Consider the following 22,372-nt stretch of genomic DNA (forward strand, 5'->3'; position numbering starts at 1 on the left):
CACGCGAAGTGTGAAGCACCGCTACGAAGGCCGGGCGCACGGCAACCCCGGTCACTTCCAGCGCAGCAGCGCTCCGAGGCCGCCCACCGGGACCTCCCGCTCGGAGACCGAAAGGGCGGGCGCGTCCGTGGCCACCGCGGAGCGGATCAGCGCGTCGTCGGCCCGGGCCGGCCACGAGTGCTGCTCGCCGAGGACCTTCAGGTCCGTGCGGCGCACCGCGAGCTGGTCGGGGTCCTCCCCGATCCACACCTCGCGGTGCGCGTCCGGCCCGTCCACCCTGATCAGCAGCTCGTCGATGCGGTGCTCCCGCGCCGCCTCGACCAGCGCGGGCACCCCCTCGGCGGCCCCGGCCCGGCCCTCGTCGTCAGGGTTCCGGGCAGCGCGGAACCGCTCCAGCTCCGCCTCGGCCTGCCGCGCCACATGCTCGGCCCGCGCCCGCTCCACGTCCTCGTCGAGCAGTCGGCTGCCCGTACCGTGCGGCGCCTCCACCACCAGGTCGTGCAGCCGCTTGGGCAGCCGGTCGTGCACGGACCGCCGCTCCCGGTCGTCGCCGACGAGAATCAGCAGGTCGGCCCTGGTCTCCTCCTGGCACACGGCGAGCGCGTCGGCGATCTCCGCGGCGTTGTGCTCCCAGGTGTTCTCCACCCGCAGCTGGAAGTGCCGCTCGGACCAGTCCGCGGAGCCCGTCCGGTGCACGGGCCACTGCCGCCCGCTGACGCTCCCGGCGTCCTCCCGGCCCAGCGCGTTGCGCAGCTCGAAGTCCGCGCCCTTGCGGTCGACGTACGCCACCACGCACACGGGGTCCTCGCCGGCCAGCTCCAGCAGGGGCGCGACCCGCGGCAGCGGCGCCCATTCGGCCCAGTCGCCGCCCTGCGGGGGGCGGACCAGCGGCGGGTCGAGGACGACCTCGCCGGCGCGGGCGAACAGGGCCCGGCCGTGCGGCTCGGAGGAGTGCCGCAGATCCTCGATCGCGCCCCGCACGGCCCGGCACGTCGCCTCGTCCGCTCCCTGCTCGGCCAGCGCACCGGCCATGGCCTGGGCCGTCAGCTCCCGCTCGTGGGGAGTGCCCTCCGTGTGCCGCGAGGTGTCGACGTACACGGAGGCCCAAGGCCCGGGGTGTTCGTACAGTGGGTGCAGAAAGGCGAGATCCATGGTTCCTCCCGGATGCCGCTCGGGGGCAGTGCTCAGTTGCTCCGGGGGCGGGTACCCGGACCGCAGGGACGAACACGACGGAGCGGGGCGACACGATGACCGGAGTGGATCCTGACCGGCTGGACGACCAGCAGCTCATGAAAGAGCTGGAGACCATCCACCGCACGCGCCACGACACACTGCTCTACGGGTCGAACGACGCGTTGCGCGCCCACAACGAGCGCATGGCGCAGCTGGAGGGCGAATATCTGCGCCGCAACCCGCGCCGCCCGGTGGCCGCGGGCCGCACACGCGAAGGGGCCCGGGAGCGGGGGAGCGGGGAGTCGTAGACTCCCGTGAACCCCGGCACCCGAGCCCCTCACGGGACACCGCCGGAACGGAGCGGCGCGCCGAACGCCCGGCGCAGCCGCCGGTCCGTCAGGCGGCCTGCTGCGCGAAGACCTCCAGGAAGGTCTCGCAGAACGCCTTCAGATCGTCCGGCTTGCGGCTGGTGACCAGCTTGTTCGCCCCGTGGTCGCAGACCTTGACCTGCTTGTCGACCCAGGTGCCGCCCGCGTTGCGGATGTCCGTCTGCAGGCTCGGCCAGGACGTGAGCTCCCGGCCGCGCACGACGTCCGCCTCGACCAGCGTCCACGGCGCGTGGCAGATCGCCGCCACCGGACGGCCGTGCTCGAAGAAGTCCCGGACGAACGCCACGGCCTTGTCGTCCATCCGCAGAAAGTCCGGATTGGCGACGCCGCCGGGCAGCACGAGAGCACCGAAGGAGTCCGGCGAGGCGTCGCCCACGACCTCGTCCACGGGGAACGTGTCCGCCTTGTCGAGGTGGTTGAAGGCCTGGATCTCGCCCTGCTGCGTCGACACCAGCACGGGCTCGTGACCCGCGTCCTTCGCGGCCTGCCACGGATCGGTCAGCTCGATCTGCTCGACGCCCTCGGGCGCGACCAGAAACGCGATACGCATGATGTTCTACGTCCTTTCCCGCTCATCTTCGTTCCGGGGGCCGGCGTCCGCGCCGACGCCGCTGCGCTGCGTCCGGTCCGTGTTCACCCACCACCCCGGGCATCGGGCTGGGCGCGGCTGATGTCGGCGAGGGCCGACGCGGGGTCCTCGGCCTCGGCCACGTCGCCGAGGCTCACGATCCCCACCGGCAGCCCGTTCTCCACCACGGGCAGCCGGCGCACCGCGTGCTCGCGCATCAGCGCCACCGCCGTCGCCACGCGGTCGTCCGGCGTCACCGTCACCGGATTCGGGGTGCACGCGGTCCGCGCGCTGACCGTCATCGGGTCGGCGCCGTCGGCGACGGCCCGTACCGTGATGTCACGGTCGGTGAGCACCCCGATCACATCCTGGCCTTCGGCCACCACCACGTCGCCGATGTTCTGCGTGCGCATCAGCTGCGCCGCCTCGACGAGCGAGGCGTCCGGGCGCACCGCGACCACACCCGCTGTCATCACGTCCTTGACGTACTCGGCCATCACGGGAGCCTTCCCTCCGTTCCCAGGCCGGCGGGGGCGCCACGGCAGCCCGCGGCGCCCCCGGCACGGTCCCTACGCGTACTCCTCCGGCCCGGTCTCACGGGCCCGGATCAGGGCCTGGGCCAGCTCCTGGACGTTGCCGTAGCGCTCCTGGCGCGGCAGCCCCTCCAGGGCCTCTACCAAGGTGTCGGGCGCCTGGTGGCCGCGCAGCTCGCGGGTCAGGTCGCGCGCGCTCGCGGGGAACGCCCTGCGGCCCAGGATCCGGGCCAGTTCCAGCCGGACCGACTCCAGGGACGTCGGCGCACGGCTCGGCGTCACCGGCCCGTGGGCGACCTCGGGGTCGTCCTCGGCGGCCGGCTCCGGGTCGTGCCACTCCTCACTGCGCGTGGGGTGCCCTGACCTGAGCAGACCCTGCAGTTCGTGCTTCATCTCGTCGTCCCGGTGGACGCTCAGCCGGTCGCTGCCTCGCTGCATGTCTCCCTCCAGACGTTCGGGGGCCCGCACCGCGTACCCGTACACCGGAGGGCGACACAGGTTCCGTGAGCCCGATCGCCACCGCCCGCACTGGTTTGCGCCATGTTCTGCGGGAGACCCGGATCACACCCCCCACACCTCTCTGGGGAAGGACCCGTCATGGCGATGCTCGCTGTGTTCATCCCGCTGCTCATGCTCGGAGTGGTGCTGGTGCTGGGCCGTTACGAGGAACTGCTGCTGCCGCAGGAGGACGCCGGCCGGCGCGAACCGGCCGGTGTTCCCCCTGGCGCCGCAGCCGCTACTTCTTCTCCCGCCCCGGCAGGAACTCCTGCACCTTCGCCCTGAAGCCCCGTTTGACCACCGATCCCCGGTCCGCGTCGCCCTTCAGGAGCGACGCGGCGGTCGCCTCCATCTGGTCCCACGTGGCGTGTGGCGGGATCGGTGGGACGGCCGGATCGGTCAGGAACTCCACCACCGCGGGGCCGTCCGCCTCCAGCGCGGCCCGCCAGGCCGCCTCGACGTCCTCCGGCTTCTCCACCCGGATGCCGGTCAGCCCCAGGGACCGGGCGAACGCGGCGTACTGCACGTCCGGAAGCTCCTGCGAGGGCAGGAACGACGGCGCGCCCCCCATCGCCCGCAGCTCCCACGTGACCTGATTCAGATCGTGGTTGTTGAACACCGCGACCACCAGCCGCGGGTCCTCCCACAGATGCCGGTACTTCGCCGCCGTGATCAGCTCCGCCATCCCGTTCATCTGCATCGCTCCGTCGCCCACCAGCGCGATCGCCGGCCGGTCCGGGTGCGCGAACTTGGCGCCGATCGCGTACGGCACCCCGCAGCCCATCGTCGCCAGCGTGCCGGAGAGCGAGCCCCGCATGCCCGGCCTCATGGTCAGGTGCCGGGCGTACCAGTTGGCCGTCGAGCCCGAGTCGCACGTGACGATCGCCTCGTCCGGCAGCAGCGGGTCCAGCGCACGGGTCACGTACTCCGGGTTGACCGGGTCGGCGTCGAGTGCGGCCCGGCGCTCCATGACGTCACGCCAGCGCGTCACGTTGTCGCACACAGTGTCGTACCACTCGCGCCCGCGCCCCTCCTCGATCAGCGGGATCAGCCGCTCCAGGGTGGCCTTCGCGTCACCGACCAGGTTCACCTCGTACGGGTAGCGCATCCCGATCATGTGCGGATCGATGTCGATCTGCACGCCCCGCGCCTCGCCGAACTCCGGCAGGAACTGGCTGTACGGGAACGACGAACCGATGGTCAGCAGCGTGTCGCAGTCCCGCATCAGCTCGTACGACGGGCGGGTGCCCAGCAGGCCGATCGAGCCGGTGACGTACGGCAGTTCGTCACTGAGGACGTCCTTGCCGAGCAGCGCCTTGGCGACGCCCGCGCCGAGCAGCTCGGCGACCCGCTCCACCTCGGCCCGCGCACCGGCCGCGCCCTGGCCCACCAGGATGGCCACCTTGTCACCGGAGTTGAGGATCTCGGCGGCCCGCCGCACCGAGTCGTCGGAGGGCACCGCCGTCCACGAGCCGCGGTCCAGGCTGGAGGGCACCATCTTGAACTCGTGCGTCGGCGGCGTGTAGTCGAGCTCCTGCACGTCCCCGGGAATGATGACCGCGGTCGGGCAGCGGCGCGCGTAGGCGGTGCGGATCGCCCGGTCCAGCACGTTCGGCAGCTGCTCGGGCACCGTGACCGTCTCCACGAACTCGGAGGCGACGTCCTTGTACAGCGTGTGCAGATCGACTTCCTGCTGGTACGAGCCGCCCATCGCGGTGCGGTGCGTCTGGCCGACGATCGCCAGCACCGGCACATGGTCCAGCTTCGCGTCGTACAGGCCGTTCAGCAGATGGATCGCGCCCGGCCCCGACGTCGCCGCGCACACCCCGAGACGGCCGCTGAACTTGGCGTAGCCCACCGCCTGGAACGCCGACATCTCCTCGTGCCTCGACTGCACGAACCGTGGCTCGTTCTCGGCCCTGCCCCACGCGGCGAGCAGGCCGTTGATGCCGTCCCCCGGATAGCCGAAGACCTGCTCCACTCCCCACTCGCGCAGCCTCCGCAGAACCTGGTCGGCGACCTTGGTGCTCATGTACGACCTCCCGGACGTAGGGGGACAGAGCCGGTAGTACGAGTCACCCTGCGCGACCGTGGAAAACCTCTCCGGGTTTGCCGGCGGGGGCCGGGGGCAGGCGCCCATGAGTGCTTCGGACAGGAGGCACGCCCGTGGGAGCGGCGTCGCTCGCCGCCACCGAGGCCCTGTCCAGAAGCGGATGCGCTCCCACGGTGACCGTCCAACCCAAAGCACTTTCAAGGGAATTGCGACGCATCATGCAGACCCGAACCAGCGCGAAACGGCACCCCCACGACGACGCCCCCGACACCGCCGAGGCCTTCCGCAGGCTCACCTCGATGCCCGCCGGCCCGGAGCGCGACGCGCTCCGCGACGAGATCGTCGAGGCCTGGCTGCCCATGGCGGACCGCCTCGCCGGACGCTTCCGCAGCCGCGGCGAGAGCTTCGAGGACCTGCGCCAGGTCGCGGCCCTCGGCCTGGTCAAAGCCGTCGACCGGTACGACCCCGAGCGCGGCAACGCCTTCGAGAGCTACGCGGTGCCGACCATCACCGGCGAGGTCAAACGGCACTTCCGGGACCACATGTGGACCCTGCACGTGCCCCGCCGCGTCCAGGACCTGCGCAACCGTGTGCGTATCGCCGGCCAGGACCTGTCCCAGACCATCTCCGGGCGCCGCCCCACCGTGACCGAGCTCGCCGAGCACGCGAACATGAGCGAGGAGGACGTCCGGGCCGGTCTGGAGGCGCTGGAGAGCTTCACGGCCCTGTCCCTGGACGCGGAGCTGCCCGGCAGCGAGGACGGCTACTCCCTGAGTGACGCACTGGGGTCCGACGACCCGGCGCTGGACACGGTCGTCGACCGGGAGTCCGTGAAGGCCCGGCTGGCGGCGCTGCCCGAAAGAGAGCGGGCGATCCTGTACATGCGGTTCTTCGGAGACATGACGCAGAGCCGGATCGCCGAGGAGCTGGGCATCTCGCAGATGCACGTGTCCCGGCTGATCAGCCGGTGCTGCGGGCGGGTGCGCGAACAGGTCATGCGGGACGTGGCCTGAGCCGGGGCTCTCACGCTGTCACCCGGTTGGCGTCCGCTGTCCCGCTAATGGGGTCCGGTCCCGAGCGGGCCCGCTGCGGGCGGGCTGTCATGGCAGAGGGGTATGACTACCGAAGGAGTCCCCTCGATGCGCCGCTGCCTGCACGCCCTGTCCGTCGCCGTCCTGGCCGGCTCAGCCCTGGTGGGCGCCGCGCCGGCCGTCTTCGCCGAGCCGGCCGCCGAGGTCAGCCCCGCCACCGTCCAACCCGGAGGCACCGTCACCGTCTCGGTCAGCTGTGATCCGACCGGGGGGCCGCCGCCCGACACCATCGACGCCACCTCACAGGCCTTCGACGAGGGCACGGTGCCGCTGCAGCGGGTCACCGGCAACGACGACGAGGTGTCCGGCCCCACCTACCGCGGCACGGCCCTCATCGCTTCCGCGGACAACTTCGAGGGCGATCCGGACGCCCTGGGCCAGGACTCGGCGTGGACCGTCGACGGCACCTGCCCGGCCGCTCCCGGCGGGGAGGGCACGGAGTGGAGCGCGACGTTCACCGTGGCGCACGGCGGCGGATCCCACAAGCCGTCGCACCAGCCCACACACCACCCCACGCACCACCCCACCCACAAGCCCTGCCCCGAACCCTCGCACCACAGCGAACGCCACCACACCGAGTGCGGTGCGGCACCGGTCCAGCGCGGGGTACGGGCCGGTGACGGCGGCGCCTTCACCGACTCCGTGCCCGCCCTGGTCGCGGGCGGGGTGCTGATCGCGGGCGCGTTCGCAGCCGCCGTGCACCGGCTGCGCAACCGGGAGAGCGACCCCGGCCGCTGACCCTCCGGGCCCGTTCGCCCGTCCGGGAGGACCCGGTTTCCCCGGACCGGCCCCGCTCATGCCGTGACCGTCACGACCCGGCCGGGCGCCCATGGGGCGGCGGAACTCTGGGTACTCAGGTGCCGAGGGCAACGGCGACACCACACGGCGGCACCAGGCACTGGCACTGCGGAGGTACGGATGCGGCGCACGGCCCCCGAAGGTCACGGCCCCGTCCGGTTCGGGCCGCCGCTCCCCGAGGACGGGCTGCCCGTCCTGCCGGAGCTGTCCGCGGTGCTCGCCGCCGCGGCCTCCCGGGGCGGCCCCGAGCCGGCCGGCGGCAGCCGGGCCCTGCGCGAGGCCGCCTGCGGCTACTGGCACCGCCGGGGACTGCACTGTGACCCGGACCGGGTGGCCGCCGCCCCCGGTTCGCCCGCCCTGCTGCTGGCACTGACCGCCGCCCTGGGCGGCGACGTCCTCGTACCGCGGCCCTGTGCCGCCTGGTGGGCGCCGTACGCACGTCTGCTGGGGCGGCCCGCCTTCCACGTGCCGACCCCGCCGGAGAGCGGCGGTGTACCCGACCCGTACGCGCTGCTGGAGACCGTGCGCCGGGTCCGTGCCGAGGGCGGCGACCCGCGGCTGCTCGTGCTGTCCGTCGCCGACGACCCCACGGCGACCGTCGCCCCTCCCGAACTGCTCCACGAGACCGTCGAGGCCGCCCAGGGGGAGGGCCTGCACCTCGTCAGCGACGAGACCTGGCGCGACACCCTGCACGACCCGCACGACACCGTGCTGCTCAGCCCCGCCGAGATGGTGCCCGACCGGGTCACCGTCATCACCGACCTGGCCGGGGCGCTGCTCCCGCCCGGCTGGCCGGCGGCCGTGGCCCGCCTCCCGGCCGGTGAGGACGGCGAGGGCCTGCACGCGCGCGTGCTCGACGTCCTCACCGCCCTCGACGCCCGTGTCGCCGCCCCCGTCGCCGCGGCGGCCGGATACGCCCTGGGGGAGCCGGAAGCGGTCACCGCACGCGTGGCGGCCACCGTGCGCCTGCACGCGCTGCTGGCCGCCGAGGCGCACAGGGCCGTCGTCGCCGCGGGCGCCCTCGCCCGGCCCCCGCGCTCCGGCCGCCACCTGTACGTGGACCTGACCCCGCTGCGCCCCGCGCTGAGCGCGCACGGCGTCGGCGACGCACAGGAACTGGAGGACTTCCTCACCGCACGCCTCGGCATGCCCGCCCCGGGCGGGCACCGCTTCGGCGACGACCTCGAAGCCCCGCGCGTGCGGCTCTCCACCGGCGCACTGGTGGGCGGTTCCGACACGGACCGCGTGGAATGCCTCACCTCACCCACGCCGTTGGAACTGCCGCAGATGCACCGCGCGTTGAGCCGACTGAAGTCGGTCTTCGACGATCTCCGCGACGAAGCTCAGCGATGGGAGCCTCCTCGATGACGCAGCAGTCCGAAGCGACCGCCGGCACGACCACCCGGGAACCCGACGAGCCCGCGCTCCCGTCCCCCCTCGCGCCCCCGTACCCGCCCCTGGCCGAACCCCGCCCGCTGGCCGAGCGGCGGGTGTGGCCGCGCACCTTCCACGACCGGCTGACCGCGCCGCTGCCAGGCCTGAAGGCCATGGCCCGCTTCGCCCGCGAGGGTGCGGTGAGACCGGGACCGGAGGGCCTGGCAGACATCCCCCGGCTGCCCTACGCCCCGGCCCCGCTGCCCCGCGTCGACGCCCGCACCGTCGCCGTCACCTGGGCGGGACACGCCAGTTGGGTGCTGCGCATCGGCGGACTGACCGTGCTCACCGACCCGGTGTGGTCGCGCCGGATCCTCGGCACCCCGGCCCGGATCACCCCCGTGGGGGTCCCGTGGGAGGACCTGCCGCGCGTCGACGCCGTCGTCATCAGCCACAACCACTACGACCACCTGGACGCCCCCACGCTGCGCCGCCTCCCGCGCGACACCCCGGTGTTCGTGCCGGCCGGGCTCGCCCGCTGGTTCCACCGCCGCCGCTTCACCCGCGTGACGGAGCTCGACTGGTGGGAGGCTGCCGAACTGGACGGCGTCCGCTTCGACTTCGTCCCCTCCCACCACTGGTCCAAGCGCAGCCTCACCGACACCTGCCACAGCCTGTGGGGCGGCTGGGTCCTCACCGACCAGGGCGGCCAGCGCGTGTACTTCGCGGGCGACACCGGCTACGGCCACTGGTTCTCCCGCATCGGCCGCCGCTACCCCGGCATCGACCTGGCCCTGCTGCCCATCGGCGCCTACGACCCCCGCTGGTGGCTTCGCGACGTGCACTGCGACCCGGAGGAGGCCGTCCGCGCGGCCCAGGACCTGGGCGCGACCAGGATGGCCCCCATGCACTGGGGCACGTTCGTCCTGTCCGCGGAACCGGTCATGGAGCCCCTGACGCGCGTACGCGCGGCCTGGGAGAAGGCGGGCCTGCCCCGGGAAAACCTCTGGGACATGCCCATCGGCGCGTCGAAGGTGCTCTAGGTGTCGTAGGGGCGCGGGGAACTGCGCGATCAACCACGGAGAACCCGCACCCCGAGAACAACCGCACCCAGGACTGCGCTACCGCACCCAGAACGGCGCTACCGCACCCGCCGCACCACAGCCGGCACCGCACTGATCAGCACGGTCAGCACGATCGCCGCCAGGACGCCCTGCCACGGCTCGTCGAACAATGACCCCCCGAGAATCCCGATCAACTGATACGTCACGGCCCAGGCCAGACACGCCGGAAAATTCCCCCGGGCAAACCTCCGTATCGGCCACTCCGCCAGCAGACAGGCCAGCATCACCGGGATACGCCCTGCCGGCACCAGCCGCGACAGCACCAGCACCGCCACCCCGTGCGCGGCGAGTTTCTCCTGCGCCTGCTCCAGCCGGTCCTCCGGCGCCCGCGACCGGATCGCCTCCAGCCACCGCGACCCGTTCTTCGACTTCAGCCCGCGCCGCCCCAGCCAGTACAGCGCCGCATCGCCCAGGAACGCCGCCAGCGACGCCGTCACGAAGACCATCGCCAGGGAGAACGGCGCCGTCCGGTGCACGGCGACCACCGCAGCAGAACTCACCAGCGCCCCCGTCGGGATCACCGGCACCAGTGCCCCGGCCAGCACCAGCAGAAAGAGCGTCGGATAGCCGATCGCCTGCTGCGTGGACTCCGGAACCACGGACGCCGGTGTGACGGCCGACGCCGCGAGCAGGGGCACACCGGTCAGCGCCACGGGCGCGGACCAGCTCACCGCGCCACCTCCAGGCGCACGCTCTCCCCGTGCCCGAGCCGATGCACCGCCACATCCGGCGCGTGCCGGGCGGCCAGCCGGACGAACTCGTCCCCCGGCGCGTGGAACTCGTGGGGGCGCACGGCGTCCATGCCGATCGGCCAGTACGTGCCGTAGTGCACCGGCACCGCGCTGCGCGGCGCCAGCCGCTCCAGCGCCTGCGCCGCCCGGCCCGCGTCCAGGTGCCCCTCGCCCAGGTACGGCCCCCAGCCGCCCACCGGCAGCAGAGCCACCTCGACCGGCCCGACCTCCTTGGCCATGTCGTCGAACAGGCCGGTGTCCCCGGCGAAGTACGTCCGGGCCTCGCCGGCTATGACGTAGCCGAGGGCGGGGGAGCGGTGCGGCCCGAACGGCAGCCGCCGCCCGTCGTGCCGCGCGGGCACGGCCCGTACGACGATGTCGCCGACCGGGGTCTCGTCCCCGGGAGCCACCTCGCTCACCCGCAGGTGCGCGAGCCGGCGCAGACCGGGCACCGCCCGGCGCGCGCCCCGGGGCACGAGCAGGCGCGTGCCCGCGGCCAGCCGCATCAGCGACGGGACGTGCAGATGGTCGGCGTGCAGATGCGACACCAGCGCCACGTCCGCCTGGGGGGCGCCCGGGGGTGGCAGCGCTCCGCGCCGGCGCCGCAGGTGCGCGAGCCGGCGTGCGAACAGGGGATCCGTGAGCACGCGCACGTTCGAGTCCTCGACGGTGCAAGTGGCGTGACCCCACCAGGTGATCTCCACCGGCACTTCTTTGCCTCCTTCACGCGACTCCCCCGAAGCCTACGTGCAGGGGTAGGGTCGGCGGCTAAACCGGAGGTGAGGGGGGCGTCATGGTGCCGGTGCGGGTCACGGCGATCGCGAGTCTGACGCCGCTGGAGGAGCTGGACGACGACCCGTTCCTGGTCGACTCCCGCAGTCAGCACGCGATGTGCGCCCGCTGGGCGGCCGAGCGGGGCTACGTGGTCAGCCGGGAGTTACTCGTGCGGGGACTGCGGCCCGACCACGGCGCGCTGTGGGACGGCGTCCGGCCCGGCCTCGACGTGTTCGTCGCGCCCAGCCGACGGGTACTGGAGAGCGCGCTCGCCTCCGTCGAGGAGTTCACCGCCGAGTGCGCCCGTCGTGGTGTACGCGTCGAGACGGTGGGGCATGCGGAGCCTGCGTACGACGCGGCGATGAAGGCGTGCGTGCACCGGCGGCTGTCGATGCCGACGGCCGGCTACGACGGGCGCTGACGCCGTCCCCGGCCCGGGGGGGCGTGACCTGGGGACGAAACGGCCCGACCGGGCGTTGAGACACTGTGGGGGAGGGCCCGCGACGGCTGCGGGCGGGAGACGTGAGGTGGCTGGGCGTGCGGGGCGTGCGGTGGCGGCGGGCCGCCAGTCAGGTGGGGCGGAGTGCCGCGGTGTGGGCGGTCTCCACCGTCACCATGCTCGTGCTCGCCGGGATCCTCCCGGACTTCCGGCTCCGTTCGGAGAACGGCGACAGCGCGACCGACATCGCCGTCACGGCGGCCTTCGGCGCCGGCGCCTTCGGTCTGCTGTCGGCCCTGGTGTGGCCGCTGCTCGTGCGGCTCCTGCTCCTCGTCCCGGCGCTCGTGCTCGGACTGCTGGTGTTCTTCCTGAACGGGGCCCTGCTGCTTCTCGCCCTGCACCTCAACCCCGCCGAGCGCGGCGCCGCCGCCCCGGAGACCGCCGTCGTGGTCGCCGCCGTGATGTCGGCCGTGGCGTCGGCGACCGGCGCCGCCCTGGCCGTGCGCGACGACGAGGCCTACCGCCGCAGGCTGTACCGGCTCTCCGACCGGCGCCGCCGGTCCGGACCGCCCTGCCCGCCGAGCCCCGGCACCCTCTTCCTCCAGCTGGACGGCGTCGGTCACGACACCCTGCTCGACGCGGTCGGCAAGGGCCTGATGCCCACCGTCGCCCGCTGGCTCGACATAGGCGACGGCGGCCGCCCCACCCACCGGCTCACCCCCTGGCGCACCGACTGGTCCAGCCAGACCGGCGCCAGCCAGCTCGGCATCCTGCACGGCAGCAACCACGACGTCCCCGCCTTCCGCTGGTACGAGAAGGACACCCGCGAAGTGGTCGTCTGCAACCGCCCGACCAGCGCCGCCGAACTCCAGAGCCGAGCCGTCGAGTACGCGGGGCACGGCGGGCTGCTCACCGTCGACGGCGCCAGCCGCGGCAACCTGTTCAGCGGCGGCGCCGACCAGCAGGCCCTCGTGCTGTCCATCGCCACCCGCCGCCGCAGCCGGGAGAACCGCTCCCGGGACGGCTACTTCGCCTACTTCTCCGACCCGGCCAACGCCGTGCGCACAGCGCTCTCCTTCGTCGCCGAGGTGGGCCGCGAGATCGGCCAGTCCACCCGGGCGAAGCTTCGCAGACAACGCCCGCGCGTCTCCCACGGCGGCCTCTACCCACTCGTCCGCGCCTTCGCGACCGTCGTCGAGCGGGACGTCGTCGTCGCCGCCGTCACGGGCGACATGCTCGCCGGACGCACCGCCGTCTACGCCGACCTGGTGGCCTACGACGAGGTCGCTCACCACTCCGGCCCCGCGAGCCGCGACGCGCAGAAGGTCCTCGAACGCCTCGACCGCGCGCTCGCCCTGATCGAGAACGTCGCCGAACACGCCCCGCGTCCTTACCGGATCGTCGTGCTCTCCGATCACGGCCAGAGCCCCGGCGAGACCTTCCGCTCCCGCTACGGCCTCACCCTCGGCGACCTGGTGCGGGCCGGGTGCGGCATGCCCGTGCCGCGCAGGGCGGAGCACACCCGCAGCGGGGCGGAGGCCCGCGCCGCCGTCCGCGCCGCACTGCGCATCCCCGTGGAGGAGGCCGGCGATCAGCGCCGCCCCGGGCGCCGCGAGGAGCCGATCGTGCTGGCCTCCGGCAACCTCGGCCTGATCTCGTTCCCGGACGTCTCGCACCGGATGAGCAAGGAGGAGATCGACGCCCGCCATCCCGCCCTGCTGCCGACCCTCGCCAACCACCCCGGCGTCGGCTTCCTGCTGGTCCGCAGCGACGAGCACGGCGGTGTCGTACTCGGCGCGTACGGCGCCGAGATCCCGCTGGCCGACCTCGACGACGACCCGGGCCCGCTCGCCCCGTTCGGCCCCGGCGCCGCCGAAGCGGTCCGCCGTACGCACTCCTTCCCGCACGCCGCCGACATCATGGTCAACTCCTCCCACGACCCGGCCGACGGCGAAGTCCTCGCCTTCGAGGAGCAGATCGGCTCCCACGGCGGCCTCGGTGGCGCCCAGGGAAGACCCTTCCTGCTGTCCCCGCTCGGCGTCTCCGCACCGGTCGGCGAGGGCGAGGAACTCGTGGGCGCCGAACAGGTTCACCGGGTGCTGCGGCGCTGGCTGCGCGAGTCGAACGGGCCGCAGGTGCCGCTGGAGGCCGCCGAGGAGGAGCGCGCCGCCTGAAATTCGGCTGCGCCCACCGGGACCGTCGGCACACACTGTTCGTCCCGGACGCCGCACACCCGCGCGTCCGTCTCGAACACCCCTGAGGAGTCGCTGCTTTGCAGGCAGCCGTCACTGTCACGCCCGCCCGCATCCCGGACCTGCTCCTCGGCCTGGCCACCGTCCGGCCGGTGTTCCTCTGGGGCGCTCCCGGCATCGGGAAGTCCTCCCTGGTACGGAACTTCGCCGAGTCGCTGGGCCTGGAGTGCGTGAGCCTGCTGGGCACCCAGCTCGCCCCTGAGGACCTCATCGGCGTCCCGCAGATCCGCGACGGCCGCTCGGTGTTCTGCCCGCCGGAGACGATCGCCCGCGACGAGCCGTACTGCCTGTTCCTGGACGAACTCAACGCGGCCACGCCGGACGTGCAGAAGGCGTTCTACTCGCTGATCCTGGACCGCCGGATCGGCAATTACGAGCTGCCCGAGGGATCGATCGTCATCGGCGCCGGAAACCGCGCCACCGACAACGCCCTCGCCCGGCCCATCGCCTCCGCGCTCGTCAACCGCCTCGCACACGTGCACCTGGAGGCCTCCGCCGCGGACTGGCTGACCTGGGCCGCGAGCAACGGCATCCACCCCTGGATCGTGGACCACCTCACCGACCGGCCCGACCACCTGTGGTCCAAGCCGCCGAAGACGGAGGAGCCGTTCTCCACACCCCGCTCCTGGCACCTGCTCTCCGACGCCCTGTACTCCTTCGGCCGGGACCTCGACGAGGAGACCCTGAAGGTCCTGGCGCACGGCACGCTGACCCCGGCGCACGCGACCGCCTTCTGCGGTTACGTCAAGGTCGTCCGCAGCCGGTACGGCATCGACGCCATCGTCAAGGGCGACGCCCGCTGGCCGAACCGGCCGGAGGACCGCGACCTGCTCTACTACCTCGCTGATTCCTTCCGCGGCCGCCTGGTCAAGGAACTGCCCGCGAGCAAGGAGCACATGTCCGCGAACGGCCGGCAGACCGCCTACCGCGCCAAGTCCCTGCTGGTGCAGCTCGCCGAGATCTCCGTCGAGGTCGCCCAGACGGTCATCGCCTCCGACAGCGACGGCAACCCCGTGCTGCCCTCCTGGTTCCTCGTCGAGGCGGCCCGGGACATGCCCCGGCTGGTCGAGGCCCGCCGGTGAGCCGGAGCCCCGCCAAGAAGAAGCGCGACATCGCGGGGGAGGCCTTCGCCGAGGGAATGCGGCTGCTGAGAGCCAACCCCGCTCTCGCGGCCGTGGAGTTCGACGTCTGCCGCCACGAGGAGTGCCGTCTCGCGCCCCGCGACGGGCTCGTGGTCGTCGACTCCGACGGCGATCTGCACGTCCACCCGCTGCGCCACGCCGAGCCCGCAGCCTGGGCCTGGGCGCTCGCCCACGCCGTCCTCCACCTCGGCTTCGGGCACGTCCCGGCCGTCAAGGGCGAACGCGTCCAGCCCGACCGCTTCGACCTCGCCGCCCGCTGCGCCGTCGTCAACCGCTTCCTGCTCGGCTTCAGCATCGGCGAGACCCCCGAGCACCTGCCCGCCTCCTACCCGGACGGCGACGAGGAGCAGCTCGCCGCCCGCTGGCGCCGCGACGGACTGCCCGCCGTCTACGAGCGCTGCGGCACGGCCGGCGACGAGCCCGACCAGCTGCTGACGCGGTGGACGGGCTGGTCCCAGCCGCCCGACTGGCAGCTGGCCTTCGCCACCGCCCTGACCCGGACGGTGTCCGCCGCGATGGACATGGCGGGCGGCCGCCGCGACAGCCTGGACGGCGAGGCACCCCGGCCGCGTCCCTGGCAGCGGGCGCTGAGCTGGTTCATCTCCTCCTATCCGCTGCTCGGCGGCATCGCGTCCGGCATCACGCTGGTCGCCGACGCCGAAGTCGCCCGCGCCCACGGCATCGCCATCGCGGCGGTCGACGCCGAGGCGGCCGAGATCTACATCAACCCGCTGCGCGGGTTCGACGACGAGGAGTGGCGGTTCGTCCTCGCCCACGAGATGCTGCACGCCGCCCTGCGCCACGGCGACCGCTGCGGCACCCGCGACCCCTACCTCTTCAACGTCGCCTGCGACTACGTCATCAACGGCTGGCTGACCGAGATGCAGGTCGGCAGCATGCCCGACGGGCTGCTCTACGACCCCGGGCTCGCCGGCCTGTCCGCCGAGGAGGTCTACGACCGCATCACCGGCGACCTGCGCCGCACACGCCGGCTGGCCACACTGCGCGGCAAGGGCGTCGGTGACATCCTCGGCGGCCCGCTGGGCCCGCCCCGCGACTACGTCGACCTCGACGCCTTCTACCGCCGCGGCCTCGCCCAGGGCCTCGACCTGCACCAGCGGCAGGAGCGCGGCTTCCTGCCCGGCGGCCTGGTCGAGGAGATCCGCGCGCTGAGTCATCCGCCGCTGCCGTGGGACGCCCGGCTGGCCCGCTGGTTCGACGAGTTCGTGCCCCGCCCCGAGCCGGTCCGCTCCTACGCCCGCCCCTCACGGCGCCAGGCGGCCACCCCCGCCATCCCGCGCGCCGGACGGTACTTCCCGCCCGAGGAGATCGCCCGCTGCACCTTCGGCGTGGTCCTTGACACCTCCGGTTCCATGGACCGTGTCCTCCTCGGCAAGGCCCTCGGCGCCATCGCCTCCTACGCCGGAGCGAGGGACGTACCGGCCGCCCGGGTCGTGTTCTGCGACGCCGCCCCGCACGACGCCGGCTACCTGCCCGTCACCGAGATCGCGGGCCGGGTCCGCGTCCACGGCCGCGGCGGCACCGTCCTGCAGCCCGGCATCGACCTGCTGCACCGCGCCGACGACTTCCCGCCCGGCGCGCCCGTCCTGATCATCACCGACGGCTGGTGCGACGTGCTGCGGGTGCGGCGCGAACACGCGTACCTGATCCCGCGGGGCGCGCGGCTGCCGTTCACCGCCAGAGGGGAGGTCTTCCGCGTGAGTTGAGCCGTAGTGTGATCGGATGGGGGACACGGGGCCCGGTGACGGGCCCGCACGCGAGTCCGCATGCGAAAGGAAGAACTCGTGGCTACCACGCGCTCCGCACACACGGTCTGGGAAGGCAACCTGCTCGAGGGCAACGGTGTCGTCACCTTCGACTCCTCCGGCGCCATCGGCGAGCAGCCGGTCACGTGGGCCTCGCGCGCCCAGGAGGCGAACGGCAAGACCAGCCCCGAGGAGCTGATCGCGGCCGCCCACTCCAGCTGCTTCTCCATGGCCTTCTCCAACATCCTCAACAAGGCCGGGACGCCGCCCACCAAGCTCATCACCTCGGCCGACGTCTCCTTCCAGCCGGGCGAGGGCATCACCGGCATCCACCTCACCGTCGAAGGCACCGTCCCCGGCATCGACGAGGCTGCCTTCCAGGCCGCCGCCGACGAGGCCAAGACCGGCTGCCCGGTCAGCCAGGCCCTCAAGGCCACGCCCATCACGCTGACCGCCAAGCTCGCCTGACCTGCGTCACCCCCGCCGCGCGGGCCCGCCCAGGAAGGGCGGCCCGCGCGTCGTCGTCGGTTCACCACCCCCGGCCGGGGTAGGAACCAGACGCCTCGAACCGCCGGGCCGGAAGGAACGCGATGCTGCCGGGAACGTCCACGAACGCCACGGTGCTCGACTCCGCCACCCGCGACCGGACCCGCGTCCTGCTGCTGTTCAGCCTCTCCGGACGGCTCCGCCCCCGGAACACCGCCCTCGGCGCCCTGGTCGACCGCTACGACTACGGCCGCTTCGCCTCCCACCTGATGACCAGCCAGGACGTGCTGCCCGTCCCGGTCCTCGACGAGCAGGTCGCGCCCCGGCGGCTGCGGCTGCCGCACGGCGACCACGGCCTGGGCCTCGCGTCGTTGCGGATCCTCGTCGTGACCAGCCCGCGCGGCGACGCCACCCTCGTCGTGGACTGCGCCTTCGCGGGCGAGACCACCGCCGGCGACCTCGCCGTCTGGCTGGCCACCACCTGCTTCGACCGGGAACGGATCGAGCTCGACGACCGCCCGCTCCTGCAGACGCTGGCCGCGCAGCTCGGCGGCCGGCCGCTCGCCCACGGCCAGAACGTGCACCAACTCGTCTTTCCCGGCGGCCGGTTACAGCGCGAACTGCTCAGCGCCGACGAGGCCCGCAAGGCGATCCTGCTCAACGAGATCGTCTACCGCGGCCGGATGCCCTGGAACCCCGCAACCCCCTACGACGCGAGCCTCGCGCCCAACGTCAGGAACCACGGCCTCACCCTGTCCGCCCTCGGCCGGGGCGTCTCCGTCCAGACCGGCTGGGCCCCGCACGTGGAGAACGGCCTGGTCCTGGTCGCCGTCGGCATGATCTCCGCCCTGTCGGTGCTCCAGCGCGCCCGGCTGGCGGCCTTCGCCATGATGAAGGCCAACGAGCAGGCCCTGACCGACTCGCCCACCGAGATCCGCTCCCTGATCTCCCGCCTCTCCGCCGGTGTCAACGAACTCCAGCTCGACCTGGCCTTCGGCGTCGAGGCCTACGTCGACAGCCTGCTGATCCCCGAGATGGTCACGGAGGCGTTCCAGTCCTCGCTGCGTGACGCCCTCGGCATCCGCGACAGCCTGGAGAACTCGGCCCGCATGGTCGAGCGCCTGACCTCGGTGATCAGCGCCCGCTCCGCCGCCCTGGACGCCGAACTCGCCGAACGCGACGACCGCCGCGACCGCACCGTCTCCGGCCTGGTCGCCGCGGCCACCCTCATCGCCCTGCCGCCGACCCTGCTGCTGGCCTTCTTCGGCGTGAACGGCACGAACGTCGACGAGCACCGCTCCATCCTCGACATGCGCGCCTACGGCACCGCCTACGCGCTGGCCTGGCTGCCCTTCGTCTTCCTGGTCGTGATCGGCTGGATCCTGCTCAGACGGGTCAGCACGCGCTCCGGCTCGCTGCTGCCCGCGCCCGACGACGCCTTCGCCCCCGTCCCGCCTCCCCGCTCGCCCTCCGGGAACCGACGACCATGACGCCCCACCCCGCCGTCTCCGCCCACCGCGGCGGCTCCGAGCGCGCCGACCCCGCCACCTGGGAGGCGTACGAGGACGCGATCGGGTCCGGCGCGGAGTACGTCGAGTTCGACATCCGCCGCACCGAGGACGGGGTCCTCGTCGTCTACCACGACCCCCGGGTCGGCCCCGCCGGGCCGCCGCTGTCCGCGCTCACGTATGCCGGGCTGTGCGAGCGGGCCGGGTACGCCGTGCCCGTGGTGGACGAGGTCATGGCGCTGATCGCCGGGAAGCTCGTGGCCCACCTCGACCTCAAGGAGACCGGCTACGAGCGGGAGGTGATCGACCGGGCGGTCGCCCTGCTCGGCACGGACGGGCTCGTCGTCACCACACTGGAGGACCGGTCCGTCGCCACCGTCACCCGGGCCTACCCCCGCGTGCGCACCGCCCTGTCCCTGGGGCGCGACCGCAGGGAACTCGCCCTGGCCCGGCTGCCCGGGACCCGGCTCAGCGAGCTGTTCCCCGCCCGCCGCATCCGGGCCTGCGGAGCGCACGGCGTCGCCGTCCACCAGCGGCTGGCCAGGACCAACGTGCTGCGCGAGGCGACCCGGCACGGCCTGTTCACCATGGTCTGGACCGTCAACGACGACGCCCTCATGCGGGCCTTCCTCGCCCACCCGCGCGTCGACGTGCTGGTCACCGACCGGCCCCGGCGCGCGGTGGCCCTGCGCGGCCCGGTCACCCCTTCGCGGCATTGACAACAGCGCACTCAAGTTTTGTGCTGGAGAGTGGGACGAGTCGTCGCCCTGGCGGAAGGGGACAGCGATGGGACGAGCGGTCGGGATCGACCTCGGAACCACGAACTCGGTGGTCGCCGTGCTGGAAGGCGGCGAGCCCACCGTCATCGCCAACGCGGAGGGTGCCAGAACCACACCCTCGGTCGTGGCGTTCGCCAAGAACGGCGAGGTGCTCGTCGGAGAGGTGGCCAAGCGGCAGGCCGTGACCAACGTGGAGCGCACCGCCCGCTCGGTCAAGCGGTACATGGGCGACGCGCACTGGCGCTTCCCCGCCGAGGGTGACGTGGACGGCACCCGCTACCGGGCGCAGGAGCTCTCCGCGCGGGTGCTGCAGAAGCTGAAGCGGGACGCGGAGTCCTACCTCGGCGAGGACGTCACCGACGCGGTCATCACCGTCCCCGCCTACTTCGACGACACCCAGCGGCAGGCCACCAAGGAGGCCGGGGAGATCGCGGGCCTGAAGGTGCTGCGGATCATCAACGAGCCGACGGCCGCGGCCCTCGCCTACGGCCTGGACAAGGAGAACGAGCAGACGGTCCTCGTCTTCGACCTCGGCGGCGGCACCTTCGACGTGTCGCTGCTGGAGATGGGCGAGGGCGTCATCGAGGTGAAGGCCACCAACGGCGACACGCACCTCGGCGGCGACGACTGGGACCAGCGGATCGTCGAGTACCTGATCAAGCGCTTCAAGGGCCAGAACGGTGTCGACCTCGCGAGCGACAAGATGGCGGTGCAGCGGCTGCGCGAGGGCGCCGAGCGGGCCAAGATCGAGCTGTCCAGCTCGACCGAGACGACGATCAACCTGCCCTACATCACGGCCTCCGCCGAAGGTCCCCTGCACCTCGACGAGAAGCTGACCCGGGCCCAGTTCCAGGAGCTCACCGCCGATCTCCTGGACCGCTGCAAGGCGCCCTTCCACCAGGCGGTGAAGGACGCCGGCGTGCAGCTCTCGGCGATCGACCACGTGATCCTCGTCGGCGGCTCGACGCGGATGCCCGCGGTGACCGACCTGGTCAAGGAACTCACCGGCAAGGACCCGCACAAGGGCGTCAACCCCGACGAGGTCGTGGCCGTGGGCGCCGCGCTCCAGGCGGGCGTCATCCGCGGCGACGTCAAGGACGTGCTGCTGCTCGACGTCACCCCGCTGTCCCTGGGCATCGAGACCAAGGGCGGCATCATGACCAAGCTCATCGAGCGCAACACGACCATTCCGACGCGGCGTTCGGAGATCTTCACGACGGCGGCCGACAACCAGCCCTCCGTCGGCATCCAGGTCTACCAGGGCGAACGGGAGATCGCCGCGTACAACAAGAAGCTCGGCGTCTTCGACCTCACCGGCCTGCCGCCGGCCCCGCGCGGCGTCCCGCAGATCGAGGTCGCCTTCGACATCGACGCCAACGGCATCATGCACGTCTCCGCCAAGGACCTGGCGACCGGCCGCGAGCAGAAGATGACCGTCACCGGCGGCTCGGCCCTGCCCAAGGACGACATCGACCGGATGATGCGCGAGGCCGAACAGTACGCCGAGGAGGACAGCAAACGCCGCGAGGCCGCCGAGACCCGCAACCAGGCCGAGCAACTCGTCTACCAGACGGAGAACTTCCTGCGCGAGAACGGCGACCGTGTCCCCGCCGACACGAAGTCCGAGGTCGAGTCGGCCGTCGCCGAGGTGAAGGAGGGACTGGCACAGCAGGCGGACACCGCCGCCCTGCGCGCGGGCGTCGAGAAACTCGCCTCCGTCAGCCAGAAGATGGGCCAGGCGATGTACGCCCAGGCCCAGCAGACCCCCACGGAGGAGCGTCCCACCGCGCCGCAGGACGAGGAGGGAGTCGTGGACGCGGAGATCGTGGACGAGGAGAAGAACGGACGGGACGAGAAGGGCGGCGCCGCCTAGCCAACTCCCCGCGGCGGCAAGGGAAAACACTTACTGCGAAGTCAGTGCCCCCTGTCAACCTCCAGCAGCTCGCGTGACCGGCGGGCCGAGGGAGGTTCACAGGTGGTGGCCCGGTTCGCGAGGGCGGACGGCCGTGACGGCATCGGCCACCGCGTCGCCGTGGTCTACGACGACGCGACCGACCGGGTGAAGCTCTACGTCGACGGCCAGACCGGCGCCGGCGCTACAGCGGACCTCCCGAACGGCCGGCGCACCTCCGGCCCCCTCCAGATCGGACGGGCCCGGACGGGCGACGGCTGGGGCGAGTACCTGCACGGCGACGTGGACGAGGTGCGCGCCTTCGCCGGCGCTCTGCCCGACGGCCGCATCCCGTAACCGGGCCGGGTCAGGAACCGGTGTTCGCCGGCGGCAACGTCGCGCACACCGCGTCCAGGACGGTCGCGTACGGGGTACCGAACGCGGTGAGCCTGGACCTGAGCCGGTCCAGGCCGTCGCGGTGCTCCGTCAGGAGCCCGTCGCTGCCGGTGCGGGCCGTGAGCTCCAGAACGGCGGGAAGGAAGTCCGGCGGCTCCTCGCCGGTGGTCTCCAGGCCGTGCGCGCGGTAGAGCTCCTCGGAGGGCGCCGGGGCGGCCTCGCGCCAGGCGCTCAGATACAGGCTGTGCTCCTGCCCGGCCTCGAACACCTCGACGTAGTGCGCGGCCAGTTCCATCGGCGGGGTGACCGCCGCGTGGTCGGCGAACTCCCTGAGCTGCGGGGCGGCTTCGCGCAACAGTGGCAGCCGGGCGCGGAAGTCGTCGTCGGGGTACATCAGGCACAGCGCGGCCGCCTGGTACAGCACCTCGAATCCGGGCATCGGACCTCCTTCGCGTGCGCCCCGTGGTGCCGACGCTAGGGGCGGCCAGAGGGGCCTACCCGTTGACGGGGTCCGTACGGGTCAGGACGCACGACCGGATCGGCCGTGCCGCGAGCGCTCCCCGGACACACGTCCCGTTGGCTGAAAACCATCGCTGAAAGGGGCTCC

23 protein-coding genes are annotated in these 22,372 nt (G+C 72.9%); 15 read left to right on the forward strand and 8 right to left on the reverse strand.

The window, feature by feature from the left end:
* Window positions 1–51: 51 nt before the first annotated feature.
* Window positions 52–1,152 carry a baeRF2 domain-containing protein gene (locus tag RFN52_RS33205; RefSeq protein ID WP_184851858.1) on the reverse strand — a complete coding sequence of 367 codons (1,101 nt, stop codon included), beginning with the start codon at window positions 1,150–1,152 and terminating at the stop codon, window positions 52–54.
* A gap of 95 nt (window positions 1,153–1,247) precedes the next feature.
* Between RFN52_RS33205 and RFN52_RS33210 the strand changes: the two genes are divergently transcribed.
* Window positions 1,248–1,481, forward strand: a complete 234-nt coding sequence (locus RFN52_RS33210) for a DUF6158 family protein (RefSeq protein WP_184851860.1) — start codon at window positions 1,248–1,250, stop codon at window positions 1,479–1,481.
* 88 nt (window positions 1,482–1,569) lie between these two features.
* On the opposite strand, the gene RFN52_RS33215 is transcribed toward RFN52_RS33210, so the two are convergent.
* The 3 genes from RFN52_RS33215 to RFN52_RS33225 form a co-directional block, all read right to left on the reverse strand.
* The gene (locus RFN52_RS33215) at window positions 1,570–2,112 is read right to left on the reverse strand and encodes a type 1 glutamine amidotransferase domain-containing protein (protein ID WP_184851862.1); all 543 of its coding nucleotides are present in this window, start codon (window positions 2,110–2,112) and stop codon (window positions 1,570–1,572) included.
* An 83-nt stretch (window positions 2,113–2,195) separates the two neighbouring features.
* On the reverse strand, window positions 2,196–2,627 hold the full coding sequence (locus tag RFN52_RS33220; RefSeq protein ID WP_184851864.1) for a CBS domain-containing protein: 432 nt from the start codon (window positions 2,625–2,627) through the stop codon (window positions 2,196–2,198).
* 72 nt (window positions 2,628–2,699) lie between these two features.
* Window positions 2,700–3,101, reverse strand: a complete 402-nt coding sequence (locus RFN52_RS33225; RefSeq protein WP_184851866.1) for a DUF2795 domain-containing protein — start codon at window positions 3,099–3,101, stop codon at window positions 2,700–2,702.
* Window positions 3,102–3,260: 159 nt separating this feature from the next.
* On the opposite strand from RFN52_RS33225, the gene RFN52_RS33230 reads away from it, so the two are divergent.
* Complete coding sequence (locus RFN52_RS33230; RefSeq protein WP_184851868.1) at window positions 3,261–3,446, forward strand: hypothetical protein; 186 nt, start codon at window positions 3,261–3,263, stop codon at window positions 3,444–3,446.
* Here the strand turns inward: RFN52_RS33230 and RFN52_RS33235 are convergent.
* Window positions 3,400–5,193, reverse strand: coding sequence for a thiamine pyrophosphate-requiring protein (locus RFN52_RS33235; protein WP_184851870.1), 1,794 nt, complete (start codon window positions 5,191–5,193; stop codon window positions 3,400–3,402). The two genes, RFN52_RS33230 and RFN52_RS33235, sit on opposite strands and share 47 nt — an antisense overlap.
* A 239-nt stretch (window positions 5,194–5,432) precedes the next feature.
* On the opposite strand from RFN52_RS33235, the gene RFN52_RS33240 reads away from it, so the two are divergent.
* From RFN52_RS33240 to RFN52_RS33255, 4 genes are all read left to right on the forward strand, one after another.
* The gene (locus tag RFN52_RS33240; protein WP_184851872.1) at window positions 5,433–6,227 is read left to right on the forward strand and encodes an RNA polymerase sigma factor SigF; all 795 of its coding nucleotides are present in this window, start codon (window positions 5,433–5,435) and stop codon (window positions 6,225–6,227) included.
* Window positions 6,228–6,353: 126 nt separating this feature from the next.
* Window positions 6,354–7,043, forward strand: a complete 690-nt coding sequence (locus RFN52_RS33245; RefSeq protein WP_184854118.1) for a hypothetical protein — start codon at window positions 6,354–6,356, stop codon at window positions 7,041–7,043.
* A 180-nt stretch (window positions 7,044–7,223) separates the two neighbouring features.
* A complete protein-coding gene (locus tag RFN52_RS33250; RefSeq protein ID WP_184851874.1) occupies window positions 7,224–8,471 on the forward strand; it encodes an aminotransferase class I/II-fold pyridoxal phosphate-dependent enzyme in 1,248 nt (415 codons plus the stop codon).
* Window positions 8,468–9,520: an MBL fold metallo-hydrolase gene (locus tag RFN52_RS33255; protein WP_184851876.1), complete on the forward strand. Its 1,053-nt coding sequence runs from the start codon at window positions 8,468–8,470 to the stop codon at window positions 9,518–9,520. Before RFN52_RS33250 ends, RFN52_RS33255 begins: the two co-directional genes overlap by 4 nt.
* A gap of 98 nt (window positions 9,521–9,618) precedes the next feature.
* Here the strand turns inward: RFN52_RS33255 and RFN52_RS33260 are convergent, their stop codons facing one another.
* Both RFN52_RS33260 and RFN52_RS33265 read right to left on the reverse strand, forming a co-directional pair.
* On the reverse strand, window positions 9,619–10,233 hold the full coding sequence (locus RFN52_RS33260) for a DedA family protein (protein ID WP_374050227.1): 615 nt from the start codon (window positions 10,231–10,233) through the stop codon (window positions 9,619–9,621).
* A 35-nt stretch (window positions 10,234–10,268) separates the two neighbouring features.
* Window positions 10,269–11,042, reverse strand: a complete 774-nt coding sequence (locus tag RFN52_RS33265; RefSeq protein ID WP_184851878.1) for an MBL fold metallo-hydrolase — start codon at window positions 11,040–11,042, stop codon at window positions 10,269–10,271.
* A gap of 83 nt (window positions 11,043–11,125) precedes the next feature.
* Between RFN52_RS33265 and RFN52_RS33270 the strand changes: the two genes are divergently transcribed.
* The 9 genes from RFN52_RS33270 (at window position 11,126) to RFN52_RS33310 (ending at window position 21,726) form a co-directional block, all read left to right on the forward strand.
* Window positions 11,126–11,527, forward strand: a complete 402-nt coding sequence (locus RFN52_RS33270) for a hypothetical protein (protein WP_102913940.1) — start codon at window positions 11,126–11,128, stop codon at window positions 11,525–11,527.
* Between the two features lie 116 nt (window positions 11,528–11,643).
* The gene (locus tag RFN52_RS33275; protein ID WP_184854120.1) at window positions 11,644–13,719 is read left to right on the forward strand and encodes a phage holin family protein; all 2,076 of its coding nucleotides are present in this window, start codon (window positions 11,644–11,646) and stop codon (window positions 13,717–13,719) included.
* Window positions 13,720–13,817: 98 nt separating this feature from the next.
* Window positions 13,818–14,879 (forward strand): ATP-binding protein, encoded by a 1,062-nt coding sequence (locus tag RFN52_RS33280; RefSeq protein WP_184851880.1) that lies wholly within the window; start codon window positions 13,818–13,820, stop codon window positions 14,877–14,879.
* 56 nt (window positions 14,880–14,935) lie between these two features.
* On the forward strand, window positions 14,936–16,666 hold the full coding sequence (locus tag RFN52_RS33285; protein ID WP_184854121.1) for a vWA domain-containing protein: 1,731 nt from the start codon (window positions 14,936–14,938) through the stop codon (window positions 16,664–16,666).
* 78 nt (window positions 16,667–16,744) lie between these two features.
* Window positions 16,745–17,173 (forward strand): OsmC family peroxiredoxin, encoded by a 429-nt coding sequence (locus tag RFN52_RS33290; protein ID WP_030843761.1) that lies wholly within the window; start codon window positions 16,745–16,747, stop codon window positions 17,171–17,173.
* Between the two features lie 122 nt (window positions 17,174–17,295).
* Window positions 17,296–18,681 carry a hypothetical protein gene (locus tag RFN52_RS33295; RefSeq protein ID WP_184851883.1) on the forward strand — a complete coding sequence of 462 codons (1,386 nt, stop codon included), beginning with the start codon at window positions 17,296–17,298 and terminating at the stop codon, window positions 18,679–18,681.
* Entirely contained in the window at window positions 18,678–19,418 is a 741-nt protein-coding gene (locus RFN52_RS33300) for a glycerophosphodiester phosphodiesterase family protein (protein ID WP_184851885.1), read from the forward strand. The genes RFN52_RS33295 and RFN52_RS33300 overlap by 4 nt, the downstream gene beginning before the upstream one ends.
* Window positions 19,419–19,485: 67 nt before the next feature.
* On the forward strand, window positions 19,486–21,351 hold the full coding sequence (gene dnaK / locus RFN52_RS33305) for a molecular chaperone DnaK (RefSeq protein ID WP_184851887.1): 1,866 nt from the start codon (window positions 19,486–19,488) through the stop codon (window positions 21,349–21,351).
* Between the two features lie 105 nt (window positions 21,352–21,456).
* On the forward strand, window positions 21,457–21,726 hold the full coding sequence (locus RFN52_RS33310) for a LamG-like jellyroll fold domain-containing protein (RefSeq protein ID WP_311241112.1): 270 nt from the start codon (window positions 21,457–21,459) through the stop codon (window positions 21,724–21,726).
* Between the two features lie 10 nt (window positions 21,727–21,736).
* Here RFN52_RS33310 and RFN52_RS33315 read toward each other — a convergent pair whose 3' ends face one another.
* Window positions 21,737–22,204 carry a nitrate reductase molybdenum cofactor assembly chaperone gene (locus RFN52_RS33315; protein ID WP_184851889.1) on the reverse strand — a complete coding sequence of 156 codons (468 nt, stop codon included), beginning with the start codon at window positions 22,202–22,204 and terminating at the stop codon, window positions 21,737–21,739.
* Window positions 22,205–22,372: the final 168 nt, after the last annotated feature.

This window comes from Streptomyces collinus (assembly GCF_031348265.1).
Lineage (GTDB): Bacteria > Actinomycetota > Actinomycetes > Streptomycetales > Streptomycetaceae > Streptomyces > Streptomyces collinus.

Excerpts from the sequence above, each read along its gene's own strand:
- RFN52_RS33205 (WP_184851858.1), bottom strand. The coding sequence starts at position 1,152 with ATGGATCTCGCCTTTCTGCACCCACTGTACGAACACCCCGGGCCTTGG.
- RFN52_RS33210 (WP_184851860.1), top strand. The coding sequence starts at position 1,248 with ATGACCGGAGTGGATCCTGACCGGCTGGACGACCAGCAGCTCATGAAA.
- RFN52_RS33215 (WP_184851862.1), bottom strand. The coding sequence starts at position 2,112 with ATGCGTATCGCGTTTCTGGTCGCGCCCGAGGGCGTCGAGCAGATCGAG.
- RFN52_RS33220 (WP_184851864.1), bottom strand. The coding sequence starts at position 2,627 with ATGGCCGAGTACGTCAAGGACGTGATGACAGCGGGTGTGGTCGCGGTG.
- RFN52_RS33225 (WP_184851866.1), bottom strand. The coding sequence starts at position 3,101 with ATGCAGCGAGGCAGCGACCGGCTGAGCGTCCACCGGGACGACGAGATG.
- RFN52_RS33230 (WP_184851868.1), top strand. The coding sequence starts at position 3,261 with ATGGCGATGCTCGCTGTGTTCATCCCGCTGCTCATGCTCGGAGTGGTG.
- RFN52_RS33235 (WP_184851870.1), bottom strand. The coding sequence starts at position 5,193 with ATGAGCACCAAGGTCGCCGACCAGGTTCTGCGGAGGCTGCGCGAGTGG.
- RFN52_RS33240 (WP_184851872.1), top strand. The coding sequence starts at position 5,433 with ATGCAGACCCGAACCAGCGCGAAACGGCACCCCCACGACGACGCCCCC.
- RFN52_RS33245 (WP_184854118.1), top strand. The coding sequence starts at position 6,354 with ATGCGCCGCTGCCTGCACGCCCTGTCCGTCGCCGTCCTGGCCGGCTCA.
- RFN52_RS33250 (WP_184851874.1), top strand. The coding sequence starts at position 7,224 with ATGCGGCGCACGGCCCCCGAAGGTCACGGCCCCGTCCGGTTCGGGCCG.
- RFN52_RS33255 (WP_184851876.1), top strand. The coding sequence starts at position 8,468 with ATGACGCAGCAGTCCGAAGCGACCGCCGGCACGACCACCCGGGAACCC.
- RFN52_RS33270 (WP_102913940.1), top strand. The coding sequence starts at position 11,126 with ATGGTGCCGGTGCGGGTCACGGCGATCGCGAGTCTGACGCCGCTGGAG.
- RFN52_RS33285 (WP_184854121.1), top strand. The coding sequence starts at position 14,936 with ATGCGGCTGCTGAGAGCCAACCCCGCTCTCGCGGCCGTGGAGTTCGAC.
- RFN52_RS33295 (WP_184851883.1), top strand. The coding sequence starts at position 17,296 with ATGCTGCCGGGAACGTCCACGAACGCCACGGTGCTCGACTCCGCCACC.
- RFN52_RS33300 (WP_184851885.1), top strand. The coding sequence starts at position 18,678 with ATGACGCCCCACCCCGCCGTCTCCGCCCACCGCGGCGGCTCCGAGCGC.
- dnaK (WP_184851887.1), top strand. The coding sequence starts at position 19,486 with ATGGGACGAGCGGTCGGGATCGACCTCGGAACCACGAACTCGGTGGTC.
- RFN52_RS33315 (WP_184851889.1), bottom strand. The coding sequence starts at position 22,204 with ATGCCCGGATTCGAGGTGCTGTACCAGGCGGCCGCGCTGTGCCTGATG.